This window comes from Borrelia hermsii DAH, assembly GCF_023035675.1.
In the GTDB taxonomy this organism is placed as follows: Bacteria; Spirochaetota; Spirochaetia; order Borreliales; family Borreliaceae; genus Borrelia; species Borrelia hermsii.
On the sequence record NZ_CP073136.1, the window covers coordinates 379,953 to 395,545 of the forward strand.

At 30.4% G+C, this 15,593-nt stretch carries 13 protein-coding genes; 4 read left to right on the forward strand and 9 right to left on the reverse strand.

The features are described 5' to 3' along the window. Nucleotides 1-2: 2 nt before the first annotated feature. From bhDAH_RS01810 to bhDAH_RS01830, 5 genes are read right to left on the reverse strand one after another with little or no spacing between them, the layout of a single operon-like run. Nucleotides 3-2,288, reverse strand: a complete 2,286-nt coding sequence (locus bhDAH_RS01810; RefSeq protein WP_012422136.1) for an AAA family ATPase — start codon at nucleotides 2,286-2,288, stop codon at nucleotides 3-5. Nucleotides 2,289-2,298: 10 nt separating this feature from the next. Next, nucleotides 2,299-3,519, reverse strand: coding sequence for a tyrosine--tRNA ligase (gene tyrS / locus bhDAH_RS01815; RefSeq protein WP_012422137.1), 1,221 nt, complete (start codon nucleotides 3,517-3,519; stop codon nucleotides 2,299-2,301). Next, a complete protein-coding gene (locus tag bhDAH_RS01820; RefSeq protein WP_012422138.1) occupies nucleotides 3,516-4,853 on the reverse strand; it encodes a glycine--tRNA ligase in 1,338 nt (445 codons plus the stop codon). The genes tyrS and bhDAH_RS01820 overlap by 4 nt, the downstream gene beginning before the upstream one ends. Before the next feature lie 23 nt (nucleotides 4,854-4,876). Continuing rightward, complete coding sequence (gene gltX, locus bhDAH_RS01825) at nucleotides 4,877-6,352, reverse strand: glutamate--tRNA ligase (RefSeq protein ID WP_012422139.1); 1,476 nt, start codon at nucleotides 6,350-6,352, stop codon at nucleotides 4,877-4,879. A 12-nt stretch (nucleotides 6,353-6,364) separates the two neighbouring features. After that, complete coding sequence (locus tag bhDAH_RS01830) at nucleotides 6,365-7,144, reverse strand: hypothetical protein (protein ID WP_043924429.1); 780 nt, start codon at nucleotides 7,142-7,144, stop codon at nucleotides 6,365-6,367. Nucleotides 7,145-7,275: 131 nt separating this feature from the next. Here bhDAH_RS01830 and bhDAH_RS01835 point away from each other — a divergent pair, with 131 nt between their 5' ends. Genes bhDAH_RS01835 through bhDAH_RS01850 form a run of 4 tightly spaced genes read left to right on the forward strand, consistent with a single transcriptional unit; the run spans nucleotide 7,276 to nucleotide 10,802 of the window. Next, nucleotides 7,276-8,415 (forward strand): HD-GYP domain-containing protein, encoded by a 1,140-nt coding sequence (locus bhDAH_RS01835; protein ID WP_012422140.1) that lies wholly within the window; start codon nucleotides 7,276-7,278, stop codon nucleotides 8,413-8,415. 12 nt (nucleotides 8,416-8,427) lie between these two features. After that, nucleotides 8,428-9,141: a 5'-methylthioadenosine/adenosylhomocysteine nucleosidase gene (locus tag bhDAH_RS01840; protein ID WP_012422142.1), complete on the forward strand. Its 714-nt coding sequence runs from the start codon at nucleotides 8,428-8,430 to the stop codon at nucleotides 9,139-9,141. Nucleotides 9,142-9,162: 21 nt separating this feature from the next. After that, nucleotides 9,163-10,332: a methionine adenosyltransferase gene (metK, locus tag bhDAH_RS01845; protein WP_012422143.1), complete on the forward strand. Its 1,170-nt coding sequence runs from the start codon at nucleotides 9,163-9,165 to the stop codon at nucleotides 10,330-10,332. Continuing rightward, nucleotides 10,329-10,802, forward strand: coding sequence for an S-ribosylhomocysteine lyase (locus bhDAH_RS01850; protein ID WP_012422144.1), 474 nt, complete (start codon nucleotides 10,329-10,331; stop codon nucleotides 10,800-10,802). The genes metK and bhDAH_RS01850 overlap by 4 nt, the downstream gene beginning before the upstream one ends. Nucleotides 10,803-10,960: 158 nt before the next feature. On the opposite strand, the gene bhDAH_RS01855 is transcribed toward bhDAH_RS01850, so the two are convergent. From bhDAH_RS01855 to bhDAH_RS01870, 4 genes are all read right to left on the reverse strand, one after another. Beyond that, nucleotides 10,961-11,380, reverse strand: coding sequence for an HIT family protein (locus bhDAH_RS01855; RefSeq protein WP_043924430.1), 420 nt, complete (start codon nucleotides 11,378-11,380; stop codon nucleotides 10,961-10,963). 60 nt (nucleotides 11,381-11,440) lie between these two features. Then, a complete protein-coding gene (gene mgtE, locus bhDAH_RS01860; protein WP_012422146.1) occupies nucleotides 11,441-12,802 on the reverse strand; it encodes a magnesium transporter in 1,362 nt (453 codons plus the stop codon). 54 nt (nucleotides 12,803-12,856) lie between these two features. Next, nucleotides 12,857-14,281, reverse strand: a complete 1,425-nt coding sequence (locus bhDAH_RS01865; protein WP_012422147.1) for an MGH1-like glycoside hydrolase domain-containing protein — start codon at nucleotides 14,279-14,281, stop codon at nucleotides 12,857-12,859. Between the two features lie 280 nt (nucleotides 14,282-14,561). Further along, nucleotides 14,562-15,572 (reverse strand): BMP family ABC transporter substrate-binding protein, encoded by a 1,011-nt coding sequence (locus bhDAH_RS01870; protein ID WP_012422148.1) that lies wholly within the window; start codon nucleotides 15,570-15,572, stop codon nucleotides 14,562-14,564. Nucleotides 15,573-15,593: the final 21 nt, after the last annotated feature.

A 15,593-nucleotide genomic window follows, 5' to 3' on the forward strand; every position in this document is an offset into this window, starting at 1 on the left:
ATTCATAATAACTCATATTTCATTGTCTCGTCTATATAAACTCTGATCTTGTCATTCTCTTTAAATTTTTTTGAAATCATGTCATTGACTAATAAACTTCCAATCTCCTTGACTACGATCTTACTCACACTCTTAATACCAAGCCCACTTCCATAAGTCTTATTTTGAAAATAATCAACAATATTCTCTTCAAAAAAAACATCAATCTTTTCATTTTTTAGTATCTTAACAAAATTATTCATCTCTTCAATAATAGCCTTTTCAAAATCACTCTCACCTACAGGCCTAAAGAAAAAAATATGATCCACAAGATCCAAAAACTGACTAGAAAAACGTTTTTCTAACAAACTCCTGCCATTTAGTGTTTCATTTTTAAATCCAATACTAGCAAGTTCTCTATATTCTATATTAATATCTATTAGTATTATACTATCTGATAAGCTTACACTCCTACCAAGACTATCAAAAAGTCTGCCCGTATTAAATCCTTCAAAAAAAAATTCTATAACTCTCTTGGAAGATTTATCAAAATCGGATAGAAAAATAATTGAACTTGAAGATTTACTTAAAAATTTAAAAAATGTAGTAAATTCATCATAAGATTCAGATCCATATACAGGCCCTATTAATCGATTAATGCCATCAAAATCACCATACTCACTCACTCCCAAAGTCAATTTGGGTATCTTAAGTTCTTCTGACAAAATACCTGAAAGCTTATTCTTATCCACATCAGAAGAACCCATCAAAATAAAAATACCAAGAGTGTTATTTTTAAAGAGGAATTTAATCCTTAAAAGTTTAATGTGTAATATTAAATCAGATAAAATCTCCTCATCAATTATCATGCTTTCTCTTATTTTATGCTCTAAATTAATCATTAAGTCTTGATCATAAGCATCAAAATTAAAAATATTAGTTCCAATCATAGATTTAACAAAATCTCTCACATCATCGGCCGTTATAACTTTCCTGTTACCCTCAAGCTTAAATTTAGCCCCAAGACCATCTAATAAGTCAAAAGCTTTATCTGGAAGAAATCGGTCTTTCATATATTTAGACATAGTAATTGAAGCCCATATAGCTTCATCTGTGTACTCTACATTATGATGTTTTTCATATTGTTCCTTAGCCCCTTTTAGAATAATATATGTATCTTCAAAACTTGGCTCTCTAAGTTCTATGCTATGAAATCTTCTTATTAAAGCCTTATCTTTCAAAAAAAATTTTTGGTATTCATACTTAGTAGTAGCACCAATAAACTTTACTTCACCTAAAGTTAATATAGGCTTTAATAAATTTGAAACATCTATGTTGCTAAAAGAAGTAGCACCAGCTCCAACTATCATATGAATTTCATCAATAAAAAGAATTACTTTTTTTTTAAAATATAAGAAATCTAAAAGTTTATTTACTCTATCTTCCAGATCTCCCCTATACCGAGTCCCAGATATAAGTCTTCCAATATCAAGGGAATAAACCTCATAACCTGCCAACTCCTGGGGTACTTGGCCTGCCTTTATCATATAGGCAAGTCCTTGAAGCAATATTGTCTTTCCGACTCCAGGCTCTCCAAATACAATTGGATTACTTTTATGTTTGCGAAGCATGACTTGAATCAACTTACATAACTCTTTTTTTCTACCAATTAAGGGGTTTTTTTCTAAATTTGGATCTAGACTATCAATAACATTAACTAAAAAATCTTCAACATTGTTATCATCAAGTGAATCATCACTTTGTTCTAATTTAAAATAATCTTCTTCGAAAATACTTAAACCTCCATCCCTATCTATCCCTTTATTAAAAAGATCACTTTCAACCAATTTTTCATTTTCAAGAGAGCTTAAATCTAAGTCTGAACCTAAGTAATCATAAACTTCAATTATCTTGTCAAAGATAGTTAAATTAAAACCCGACTTTAATAAAGCATCTAAAATTGTATTTTTTCTTTTCCTTACTAATACCCATAACAAATCTTTCTCTTGTAATCTATAAGGTTTTTTATAATAACAAATTGTATCGATTATTTCTTGATATAAATCATTCATCTTAAAAAGATAATCTGAAATATCAGACTCTCTTAAAGGAAGCTGTTTGAAAAATCCTTCCAAAATTTTATTAAAATTATAAAAATCAAGCGTACATAAACTAAGCAACTCTTTAATTTTTTCACTACTAATTAAACTGTAAAAAATATGCTCTTCAGTAAAAACAAGATGCTTACGTTCCATAAAAAACAGAAATGATTTAAAAAATAAATTATTTAAAGCTCTTCTATTATACATGGAACACCAACTACAAAATAATTCTCAAAATTTTTTTCTTACCAATTCTAAGTTCAATCGCACCATTAGCAAAGCTATCCTTATTAAGGCAATAATTTTGATCTCCTATTCTTACTTTATCTACATAAACTCCACCAGAACTAATCAGTCGCCTAGCCTCTGACTTACTGGATACAATTTTTGAGCTAACCATTAAATCAACTAATAAAATAGTTCCTTCTAAACTAGTTAATGCCAACTTAAAGAAAGGAATATCAGATTTATCTCCCTCACCTCCTTTAAATGCTGCACTAGCTGCTGAGGATGCCTTTAAAGCTGCAGATTCCCCATGAACAATTTTTGTTATTTCAAAAGCTAAGGTTTCTTTTGCCTTATTTAACAAATACCCTTGAAAGCTTGAAATATGCTCAATCTCATCATCTTCCAAAAAAGTAAATAGATATAAAAACTTCTTAACATCCAAGTCCGGAACATTTCTAAAATATTGATAAAAATCATAAACACTGTAAAGCTTTGAATCAAGATAAACTGCTCCCTTTTCTGATTTACCCATCTTTTTGCCATCACTTCTTGTAATAAGCGGCAATGTAAGTCCAAAAACCTCTGTTCCCAACTTTCTCTTAACTAAATCAACTCCTGAGACAATATTTCCCCATTGATCATCTCCCCCAATTTGAAGTTTACAATTTTTAAGTTTATTTAACATATAAAAATCATACGATTGCAAAAGTTGATAATTAAATTCAATAAACGAAAGACCGTCCTTCAATCTTCTCTTATAAGTCTCAAATCCTAGCATACGATTAACAGAAAAATAAACCCCAATATCTCTTAAAAATTCAATATAATTAATATTATCAAGCCATTCTGAATTATCAATGATATATCCGTGACTGAAATCTATTATTCTAAGCAATTGCTCTTTTATTGCCTTAACATTTGCCTCTATATCTTCTTTAGGCAAAATCTTTCGCATTACGTCCTTACCTGAAGGATCTCCTATTTTCGTAGTCCCGCCACCAACTAAAGCAATAGGAATATGACCTTGCCTTTGAAGGTGTGCCATTGCCATAAAAGGAATTAAATGTCCAATATGCAAAGAAGTTGAAGTAGCATCAACTCCAACATAAAAAACCATCTTCTCCCTATCCATTAATACGCTTAAAGCTTCCAAATTAGTACACTGTTTTAAGAATCCTCTTTTTTCCAAAATCCCTAAGGCAAGATTCATCTATCTGAAACTCCCTTATAATTTAGAATTTCGGTTCTAACATATGAATATAAGTCATTAATAGGAATTCTAACTTGAGTCATAGTATCTCTATGTCTTAAAGTAACAGTTTTATTTTCAATACTATCATAATCTACTGTTACACAATAAGGTGTACCAATTTCATCTTGACGTCTGTAACGCTTACCTATTGTACCATTATCATCATAAAACATGTAAAAATCATCACTAAACTGCATAAACACCTTTCGAGCAAGCTCAGGAAGTCCATCTTTCTTTACAAGAGGCAGTATTGCAACTTTATAAGGAGCAATTTTAGGATGCAAGCGCAGAACTATTCGTTTGTCCCCTCCCTCAAGTTCTTCATGAGCATAAGCATCACAAAGAGTCATTAAAACACTCCTTGTAAGTCCAAGAGACGTCTCAATAACATAAGGAATATACCTATCACCGCTTATTAAATCATGATATTCAAATAATTTAGGCTTACCACAAAACTTAGCATGCTGCGATAAATCATAATTACCTCTATTATGAATTCCCTCAATTTCTTGAAAACCAAATGGAAATTTATATTCAATATCAATTGCAGCCTTAGCATAATGAGCAAGTTCATCTCCTTTATGTTCTTTAAACCTAAGATTATCAGATTTTATTCCAAGAATTTCAATAAAGAAATTCAGTCTCTTTTGCTGCCAATAATAATACCAATCATCCATCTGATTAGGATGTACAAAAAATTGCATTTCCATCTGTTCAAATTCACAAGTCCTAAATATAAAATTTTTAGCTACTATCTCATTTCTAAATGCCTTCCCAACCTGGGCGATTCCAAAAGGAACCTTAAGCCTTGTAGAATCTAGCACATTGCGAAAATTAACAAAAATACCCTGAGCAGTCTCTGGTCTTAAATAAATTTCATTAGAACTATCTTCAACAGCTCCAATATTAGTCTTAAACATTAGATCAAAACTTCGTGGATCTGTAAATGTACCCATAGAATTACAATTAGGACAACCCTTAGAAAAATCAATAGAATCTATTTTGAATCTATTTTTACAATTTTTACAGTCAACTAGTAGCTCTGCAAAACTTTCAACATGTCCTGATGCTGTCCAAACCTCAGATCTCATTAAAATGGAACTATCTAACCCTACCACATTTTCATGTGAGTAAACCATGTTTTTCCACCACTCTTTTTGTATGTTTTGCTTAAGCTCAATACCCAAAGGACCATAATCCCATACACCTGAGAGACCCCCATAAACTTCTGAGGATTGAAATACAAAACCTTTTCTCTTAGCAAGTGAAATAATATCTTCTATTCTAATCATACTTAAACATCCTAAAAACTTATTTATAATTCATGTCTTTTTAAAAATTGTTGCGCTTGACTTATTCTATCAAAAACCTTAACTTTGCCAAGTAATTGCAAAGAATCAAAAAGAGGCGGTGATACCTTGCTTCCAAGAACTGCAATCCTAATTGGAAGAAGCACTTCTCCTATCTTTAGATTATTCTCCTTAGCAAAATTATAAAAAATTTTTTCGTTATCAGGCAACATCCTTGTTTCAAAATCTTCTAATACTGGCTTAATCTTTTCCAAAAGCAAATAAATATCACTTGCTGTTTTTTTCTTACCTAAAAACTCATCTAAATTCCACGTTTTAATATCTTCATAGAAAAACTTAAGCATAGTTACAGCCTCACTAAGTTTTCTAATTCTTGGCTTTATTAGAGGAATTAAAAGCATTAATTTTTGCTCATCACAAGAATTAATATCTTCTTTAATATAGCCTGCTTTTTGCAAGAATGGGATTAAAAGCTTGGCTAACTCATCATCTCCTTTCTCTCTAATATAATGGCTATTAAAAAAATCTAATTTATTATAATCAAAAACAGCAGGGGATTTATTGACTCGCTCAATAGAAAATAGTCTTTGAAGTTCATTTTTCGTGAAAAATTCACTCTTATCATCATAAGACCAACCAAGCAAGGTAATGTAATTAATAATAGCTTCTGGAAGATATCCATCAGCAATAAATTGTTTTAAAGCTGTAGCACCATGCCTCTTGCTTAATTTCTGACCATCGCTTCCCATTACCATTGGAAGATGGCAATAAATGGGGGGCTTCCATCCAAAAGCATTATAAAGAAGCACATGCAAAGGCCCTGAGGACACCCATTCTTGAGCTCTTAATACATGCGAGATTTCCATTAAATGATCATCAACAACATTTGCAAGATGATAAGTTGGAAGTCCATCGGATTTAAGAATCACAGGATCAGGACTAATATCCTTATTTGCCCACGTAACCTTGTCAAGTAAAATGTCATTAAAACAAGTCTCCCCGTCAAGAGGAATCTTAAATCTAATAACAGGAGTGATGCCTAAACTTAAAACATCTTTTATTTCACTCTCACTTAAATTTCTGCAATGTCTATCATAACCTGGTGCCATTTTATTTACAGTTTGAATCTTTCTGATCCTCTCAAGTCTATCAGGCTTGCAATAACAATAATAAGCATTTCCAAGTTCAATCAATTGTTTAGCATATTTTTGATATATTGCTGTTCTCTTTGACTGAACATAAGGTTCATAAGGACCTCCACAAGTAGGTCCCTCATCAAAATCAATGCCAAGCCACTTTAAACTTTGATACAAATCCTCTTCTGCTTCTTGAAAATATCTACTCTGGTCAGTATCCTCTATTCTAAGCAAAAATTTCCCACCACAGGACCGAGCAAAAAAATAATTAAATAAAGCTGTTCTAATGCCTCCAATGTGCTGCAACCCAGTAGGAGAAGGCGCATATCTAACTCTTATATTCAAAACATACCTCTTTTAATAAAAAATATCCTTTTTTGAAATATCATAAATGTAATAAAACACTATAAAAAATAAGTTTGAATTAAGCAACTTTGTATGCTTAACATTCAATCGATCTTTATATTTAAAATACTTACCTCTAATCTCAAGCCTATTTTTTTCAATCAATTGGTATTCCAAATTCGATTTTCTCAAAACATAATAAAAATAAAGTGTAAAAATAGGATCCCCTCTTAAAAAATACTTCTTTAAAAAATTGATTTCATCAATTAATTTACCATATTCTTTATCGGAAATAGTATTAAGTGCCACACAATACCTTATCCATTTATTCTCACTGCCTGCATGATTTACAATCAAACTAGAAGCTTTCTCTTTTTCTCTAAAACTAATACATATAGAATAAAGTTCTATTATCGTCTTATTGCTCATTTTAGTATCTTTTAAATAAAAATAAATCTCATCAAGACTCTTTTTATCTTGTTTAATTAAAATTATTTTTAAAAGAAGAGAAATATCAAATACACTCTTAAGTGTCTTACGAATCATCTTAAGCTTTAAAAAAGTATAAGTATGCTCTACACCATTCAATATAAAATATAATCTTGAATATAGAAGTTTAGAATAAACAATATTAAAAATAAATATAAATATAATAAAAGTTAAAAGAACCTGAGCATGCAAAACAATAAAGTCTAAAAAATTCGAAAATTTTAAAATTTCTAATAAATAAATAAAACACAGGAAAATGCCAAAAAACACGATATTAAAAATAAAAAGTATTCTATCAACCATCAAAAATCTCTTATAATAAAGTTCAATTTTAAAATTAATGTATACATGTAGTATTATACTAAATAGATAGACAATTAATAAATAATATGCTAACACACGCTTATTACTAAGTTTGGAGCCTAAGGAGCAAAATGCAAAGCTTTGATAACCTATCAAAAGATATAAAAAATTTTTCGTATATAATAGATAAAGATTTCTTAGTATGGCCTAAAAACTCGCTTTTAAACCCTATTAACACTGAACTTATTGAAAAATGGGGCTTAAAAAATGCTCTCAAGCTGCAAAGAACGTTCTTTGATGAAACATTAATACGAGAAACAAAAAAACTTATTAATATAGAATATGATGAAGAATCCATTGCCAATTATCATATACTAATAAGTAATTTAGAAGAAGTATATGAAACTTGCAAGAAAAACAAAAAAATCTACTATCAAGACGTTCTTCCAACCATCAAAAAGGTAATGGAATTTTATAAAAAAAATCAACAAACATTCATCAAATATATGAAAGTACCTAAGCTCTTGTCCGACTACCATGTTGTTCACTCAATAAACACCGCAATACTAACCGTGGCACTTGGAAACGAGATGAATTTAAACAATCATAAGACAGTTGAACTTTGTACAATAGCTCTTCTGCACAAAATAGGTTTCCTATTTATCCCTTTGAGAATAAGTGAAAAAAAAGAAAAATTAAGCGATGAAGAATTTCAAGTAATCAAAAAATATCCCATACTTGGTTATAAAATACTCTCAACTACTAATTTCTCACAATCTATCTGCCTAGCAATACTAACTCATAAAGAAAACTTAGATGGTTCAGGATACCCTAACAAACTTAAAAGCGAAAAGATAAATATTGAGTCTAATATAATAGGTGCCGCTAGTGCATACAGTGCAATCCTTCTAGAGAAAACATATAAAGGAGCTTTAAACTCTGGTGCATCTCTTATTGAACTAATACAAGATGCTGATAGGAAATTTGACAAAAGGGTTTTAAAACTAATAATTAAGGTTCTCTCTCAATGTCCTCTAGACTTTATTGTTGAACTTAATGACAATTCAATTGCTAAAATAATAAAAATCAACGAAATTAATGTTAATGTCCCATATATAAAATACATAATAAAGGATGGCAAAATTGTACCCCCTAGCGAAAATCAAAATTACGTTAAATCCATACCTAAAACAGAAACGGGAGTAAAAAAAATACTAAGACAAGATGAAATAGAATTTATTTTAAAAAAATATGGCTTAAAGGAAATGTAAAAGGAGAAAAGTATGATTTTAATAACATCTGCAATGGATGAAGAATCGACAGAGATAAATAAGATTATCGAAAACAAAGAAGAAGTTATATTAGATGAGTATTCGGGTGGGAAAAAAATTTATAAGGGAGAAATTGCGGGTCACAAGGTAATCTCTTTAACTACTGGCATTGGAAAAGTAAATGCCGCTATGTGGAATAGCTATATTATATCAAGATATAAAATCACTCATATAATTAATTCAGGAACTGCTGGGGGGATTAAAGAATCTACAAATCTTAAAATAACAGACATAATAGTATCATCAGAAACGGCATTTCATGATTTTAATTTAACTAAATTTGGACATAAAATAGGGCAAGTACCGGGCTTTCCACAAAAATTTAAAGCAGATGAAAATTTATTAAGCAAAATTATTAATATTACCCAAGATAAATTTAAAAATATTAATGTTCATATTGGTCTAATACTTACAGGTGATCAATTTATTGGAGACGAAAAACAATTAGAAGAAATTAAAAATAACTTTGCAGATGCTTTAGCTGTAGAGATGGAAAGTGCTGCGGTTGCCCAAGTAGCATATACATTCAAAATACCTTTTATTATCATTCGTTCTATATCTGATTTACTAAACATCAAAGATAATCACATAGATTTCAATAAGTTCTTACAAGATGCATCAATGAACTCAGCCAAGATGGTAAGAGAACTCATTAAACTCATATAATTTATATACAAAGGTGATAATATGCTCAATAATAATCTAACATCAACATCTGAAGCCGTATCTGAAGGACATCCGGATAAGATTGCGGATCAAATTTCTGACGCTATACTTGATGAAATACTTAAAAGAGATAAAATGGCAAAAGTCGCATGCGAGACTTTAGTTTCACAGAACTTAGTAGTAATAGCAGGAGAGATAAACAGCAAAGCAAAAAAAGATATAGATATAAAGGAAATTGCAAAACAAACAATAAAAAATATTGGATACACAAATATAGAATATGGACTTGACTATAAATCTGCTACAATAATTGATGCTATTGGCTCCCAGTCAATTGACATTACAAATGCAGTTGATAAAAAAGATACGAAAGATATAGGAGCAGGTGATCAGGGAATAATATTTGGTTATGCATGCAATGAGACTGAAAATTTTTTACCAATAGCATATGAATTATCTAACTTAATCTTGCAAAAAGCCAGCGAACTTAGAAAATCAGGTGAAATTAAATGGCTACGTCCTGACGCAAAATCCCAAGTTACCATTGAATATGATTCTAATAAAAATCCTATTAGAATCAATAATATTGTTGTATCTCATCAACATGACCCTGATATTCCCCAAGATTTCCTAAGACAAACAATTATTGAAAAGATTATAAAACCTACCCTGCAAAGCAAATCAATGCTTGATGAGAATATCAAATATTATATTAACCCCTCAGGCAATTTTGTAATCGGAGGACCTACTGGGGATACAGGTCTTACAGGAAGAAAGATTATTGCTGATAGTTATGGTGGATTTGCAAGGCATGGTGGTGGTGCTTACAGCGGCAAAGATGCTACTAAGGTTGACCGGTCAGCTGCTTACATATCAAGATACATTGCTAAAAACATGGTAGCCGCAGGCATTTCTAAAGAATTTGAAATGCAACTTGCTTATGCCATTGGAATTCCCAATCCAGTATCTATTAAAATAACTACAGGCATAAATGATCATGAATATGAAAAAAAAATATTAAGTTTTATCATAAATAACTTTGACCTAACTCCCAACGGTATAATTAAAAAATTAAAATTAAGAGAACCTATTTACTCTAAGACATGCATATACGGACATTTCGGAAAAAATGAACTAGAATGGGAAAAATTAGATTTCGTAGACATAATAAAAAAGGAGTTTAAAATATGAATAAAATATCGAGCTTTACAATTGATCACACAAAACTAAAACCTGGTATATATATATCAAGAAAAGATATATTTGAAAATTTAACATGCACTACTGTAGATATTAGGATGAAAGCTCCCAATAGAGAGCCTGTAATTAATAACGCGGAAATGCATACAATTGAACATATAGGAGCAACACTGCTGAGAAATAATAAAGTCTGGGGCGATAAAATATTATATTTTGGGCCAATGGGCTGTAGAACTGGATTTTACCTAATCCTTTTAGGAAACTATGAGAGCAAAGATCTTATTGATTTAATATCTTGGCTTTTTCATGAGATTACAAATTTTCAAGGAAATGTCACAGGAGCAACTGAAAAGGAATGTGGTAATTACCAAGATCACAATCTAAACATGGCAAAATATGAATCTAATCGGTATTTAACAACACTAACAAATATAAAAGAGGAAAACTTAACATATCCTTAAGAACAGTAAAAATCCATTTACAAAAAACACTATGTCATTTGTAAAATATAAGTAAGATATTTTACAATATGTCCTGCAATTTAAATTCAACATACAGACTAACTTAGGTTTAGTAACAAGTTTTTATAAAAGCAAAATCTCTATTTTAATAAAAAATCTTAAATATTCTGACTTATCTTCTCCGACAAATCTAAAAGTTCATCTCCTGAAAGTTCAATATTACTGCCTCTCTTAAAACCAAGATTATCCCCCCGGAACCTCGGAATCACATGAAAATGAGTATGAAAAATAACTTGTCCCGCATCAGAACCAATTGCACTATAAATATTAACGCCCTTACAAATATTCAAATCTAACTTTTTCAAAGAAAGAGCTATCCTCTTACAAACCTTTAATATTTGTCCATTAATTTCATCACTCATACCCAAAGCATCATTGCTATGTTGTTTTGGAATAACAAGAGTATGTCCAATATTTAAAGGATTAATATCAAGAAAAGCAAGCACTAACTCATCCTCATAAACCTTATAACAGGACATTTCATTTTTTACTATTTTACAAAAAATACAATCACTCAAAATTTTCTCCAATTTAATTCTATTTTAATTCCATTTACTCCCACTAGAAATAGAGCACACTTAAAAATAATTGGCTAATACTAATTTTGCTATATTAAAATAAGCAATTAAGGTAATAACATCAGCAATAGTAGTAATTAAAGGCCCAGCCATTAAAGCTGGATCTATTTTTACAAACTTGGCTAAAATGGGTAAAAGACCGCCCAATATTTTTGCTACCATCAACCCTATCATCAAACATGCAGAAACAACAAAAGCTATTCTAAACCTCTCATTATGTTCAGGAATTACAAAAAATATAATTCTTAAAAAGTTAATACTAGCAAGAATTGAACCAACTAAAACACTAACACATACTTCCTTAAGTAGCACCTTAAGAAAATCCCTTACCTTCAAAGTCCCAAGAGCAAGTTCGCGAATGATTAACGCAGATGCTTGCGAGCCAGCATTTCCTGAAGTATCCATTAAAAGTGGAATAAAGCTGGTTAAGATAACCAAAGATAAAACTAAATTCTGATAATTAGTAATTATAGTGGCGGTCAAAGTAGAAGATATCATAAGTACCAAAAGCCAAATTATTCTATTTTTTGTCATGTCAAAAATAGAAGTATCAAGATAAGACTTACCTAAAGGGGTAACTGCTGCCATTATCTGAAAATCTTCAGTATTTAAATTCTGAATAACTTCAAGAATATCATCAATAATAATGACTCCTATCATTCGTCCCTCATTATCAACAACAGGAACACTCGAGATATCATGATTTTGAAAAAGCAGAGCAACATCTTCCTTCTCATCACTAACTTTTACAATATAAAATCCACTATTTTTCATTATTGCAGAAATAATAACATCATCACTAGATAACATTAAATCTTCAATCTTGACAACGCCTTTTAACCGTTTTTCTTCATCTGTAATATAATAGGTATAAATGTCTTCCTTAGTTTTTGCAACCTTTCTAATATAATCAAGAGCTTCTCCAACACGAAAATAATCTTTAAGCTCAATATATTCTATAGTCACAATTGAACCAGCAGAATCATCACTGTAAGACAAGAATTTATTAATAATTTCTCTATTTTCCTCAGTAGAACTTGCTAAAAACCTTTGCACAACATTTGCTGGGACTTCTTCTAAGAGATCAATAACATCATCAAGATTAAGTTCATCTATCATCTCTCTTATTTCTCTATTTGTAAAAGAATTAGCTAATTTATTTTTTGTGACTTGATCAAAGTTAGAAAAAGCTTCAACGGCAACCTTCTTGGGTAAGAACCTATAAAGCAAAATCAAATCAGAACCATTAAGTTTCTTTAAAGCTTCACTAATATCAAAAGCATCGTACCTTAAAAGCTCTTCCTTTATATCAGAGTATTTCTTCTCTTCAAGCAAGGTTTTTAAAAATACAACATCTATCATATCAATATCTCCAAGATTTTAATTTCGAATAAATGTTTATAGCTAACCTATTAATTAAAGCTTATCTAAAAGCATTGAACATCTACCTGACGGTATAGGTAGAGTCTTTTCTTTTTTATTTAATATATTTATTGTAAAGTAGTAAAGTTTTTCTGATTCCATTTTGATCTCCCAGCCCCTCTTGCCCTTATTGCATATAATTGTGGTTCGATTCTTCTTAAGTGATAAACTCTCTATTCCCATAACTTCAAGAGCAGGAATATTCCAATAGACTGTTTTATCAGGCAAGCTAATTGTAAGTCCAATAATATTTTCTATCATAAGGCTAATACTAAAAAGTGCAAGATAACAAATAACATCTTTTTCTGGAAGGAGTTTTTGCTCAACATCCAAATATGCAGGTCCCTCTTTCATTGGCTTATAAGCTTCCCAAATATGCCCCTTAACTTTGCTATCGGGCAATAGAGTATCTAATATATAATATAAATGTCTTATGGTAAATTCCCTTGCGATATTTGCACGTCCACAATATTCAAGTCCTTTAATAACAAAAAAATTCATGTAAGTATAAACAGAACCATAATACCCATTCCCATCCGAATTAAAGCCAGGATCATTAGCCGAAAGAGTAGGAAAAGGATTTGGAGTGCCAAAGTGTTCATGACTTTTTAAATAAAAAATCATTCTCTCTATTCTATCCTCACTTGGAATCTCAGAGAGAAGAGGTAAGAATCCTACTATTGTCTTACACCTAACAATATTCTCATTAATATCAAGATCATAATAAAAGCCATCTTTCTCATCCCACATCAATGAATTAATTTTAGCTTTAAGAGAGAAATATCTCTTTTTATACTCGAGGGATAAATTCTTATCATTTAATATGTCTGCCAACTTTGCAATACAATATGCACTATGCACCTGAAATGAATTAAAATCTATAGGGTAATAAGCATCCTTTCTGGGAGAATTTTTATAAAAAATTTTATTCATATCAATTGAATAAAGACCATTTGATTTTAAAAACTTTTTCTCTATCCATTTATAATACTTACTCAGAACTGGCAAAACATCACAAATACGTCTCTTATTTCCTGTTTTATGATATAAATTATATTCAACCCAAGCAAAAATTGGCAATCCAATACCATCATCATTTCCTTCCATATGAACAACATTATTATTATGGTCATAACGGGCTCTAATTGCACCAGATGCCTCTTGAAGTTCATAAAACTTATCAATAGTAGATGTGGGGGAATATTCCCCATTACTGTAAACAAGAAAAAAGCTTGAAAGACAAGCTTGAAGTTGATCTATAAACTCAAGATTTTCAGAATAATAGTTCTTATCCTTTCTACCTTTCTCCAAAGCTTGTGAGAAAACAATTTTGTCTCGAATCCAAGAAAGACTCTTATTATAAATATCAATAAAATCCTGATCGTAATAGTAAATTTTGGGAAACACATTCTTATTCAATGCTCAAACCTCTGAAAAACAAATATCAATCGACTCCTATTTATTATACATTATTATAATAACAAAATGAGACTGAAAACCAAAAATTTTAATATTAAACACAATCTTAAAGCTAAGCAACATCTAATCAAAACAAATCAGTTAAAACTACAAATCACAAAAACAGATTGATAACTTAAAAATTAAAAAAGCTTGAGCACAAACTACAGACATCAAGCCTACCTCATATTGAAAAAATATGCAATATATTATCTCAATAATTACTTGAAATTCACATTAATTAAAGAATCTTCCTCATAAATTGATTATAAGTCCTCTCATTATTTGGAACAATAATCTTTCCATTAATTATTCCCTCAGAAAGATCATCTAATTCCTTTTCAAGCTCGAAAGAAATCATCTTAGGATTTTTAACAAAATCTAAAAATCCTTCTTTTAATCCATAACTTAATACTTGCCCCCCTTCAAAGGCATTTGTCTTTAAGTAATTAGAAATCATAATATTTAAAACTCGTCCAATATCTTTAATTGAAGACGTAATAACATTATCAGGTGCAAGGTGTGACTGATCCTGATCAACTCCAATAACATAATGCCCATCTCCAAGATCACGAGCAGACTCAATAACTCCAAGCCCAGCTAAACCTGCAACATGATAAATAATGTCTACGCCTTCCGCATACATCGCATTTGCCATATTCTTTCCAGTCTCAGTATTAACAAAATTGCCAATATACTTATTATCAATATTGATATGCTTATTTGCATAAATAGCACCAGCTTCATACCCATACCTAAATGTATTAACAACTACATCATCAAATCCACCTAAAAATCCAATTTTACCCGTCTTAGACATCTTAGCTGCAATATAACCTACCAGAAATGCTCCTTCCTCAGTTCTAAAAGTTATGGCTGACAAGTTTTCAGGAATGACCAAATCACTCTCATAAACCGGATCAATAATTACATATTTGCTCTCTGGATTTTCCAAAGCAGCAATAATAGCAAAATCACTAAACTTATATCCAATTAACCAGAGAAAATTTGAACCATTATTCTTTAATGACTCAAGATCAGCTAAATAAGAATTTGCATTAGACTCCTTCATCATTATTTCTAATCCAAATTCTTTTTCTACCTTCTTAGCACCCTTCCAAGCACTCCCATTAAAAGATTCATCATCAAAAGTTCCATCGACTAAGATAGCAATCTTAGTAAGTCCACTACCAGCTTTAGAACCAGAACATGAAAAACACAAAATACATAAAATTAAAAATAAATTTTTCATATTATATCTCCCTTTAAACCA

What these genes read in the sequence shown, in the direction of transcription:
- bhDAH_RS01810 (WP_012422136.1), bottom strand. Translation starts at nt 2,288, where the DNA reads ATGTATAATAGAAGAGCTTTAAATAATTTATTTTTTAAATCATTTCTG.
- tyrS (WP_012422137.1), bottom strand. Translation starts at nt 3,519, where the DNA reads ATGAATCTTGCCTTAGGGATTTTGGAAAAAAGAGGATTCTTAAAACAG.
- bhDAH_RS01820 (WP_012422138.1), bottom strand. Translation starts at nt 4,853, where the DNA reads ATGATTAGAATAGAAGATATTATTTCACTTGCTAAGAGAAAAGGTTTT.
- bhDAH_RS01830 (WP_043924429.1), bottom strand. Translation starts at nt 7,144, where the DNA reads ATGGTTGATAGAATACTTTTTATTTTTAATATCGTGTTTTTTGGCATT.
- bhDAH_RS01835 (WP_012422140.1), top strand. Translation starts at nt 7,276, where the DNA reads ATGCAAAGCTTTGATAACCTATCAAAAGATATAAAAAATTTTTCGTAT.
- bhDAH_RS01840 (WP_012422142.1), top strand. Translation starts at nt 8,428, where the DNA reads ATGATTTTAATAACATCTGCAATGGATGAAGAATCGACAGAGATAAAT.
- metK (WP_012422143.1), top strand. Translation starts at nt 9,163, where the DNA reads ATGCTCAATAATAATCTAACATCAACATCTGAAGCCGTATCTGAAGGA.
- bhDAH_RS01850 (WP_012422144.1), top strand. Translation starts at nt 10,329, where the DNA reads ATGAATAAAATATCGAGCTTTACAATTGATCACACAAAACTAAAACCT.
- mgtE (WP_012422146.1), bottom strand. Translation starts at nt 12,802, where the DNA reads ATGATAGATGTTGTATTTTTAAAAACCTTGCTTGAAGAGAAGAAATAC.
- bhDAH_RS01870 (WP_012422148.1), bottom strand. Translation starts at nt 15,572, where the DNA reads ATGAAAAATTTATTTTTAATTTTATGTATTTTGTGTTTTTCATGTTCT.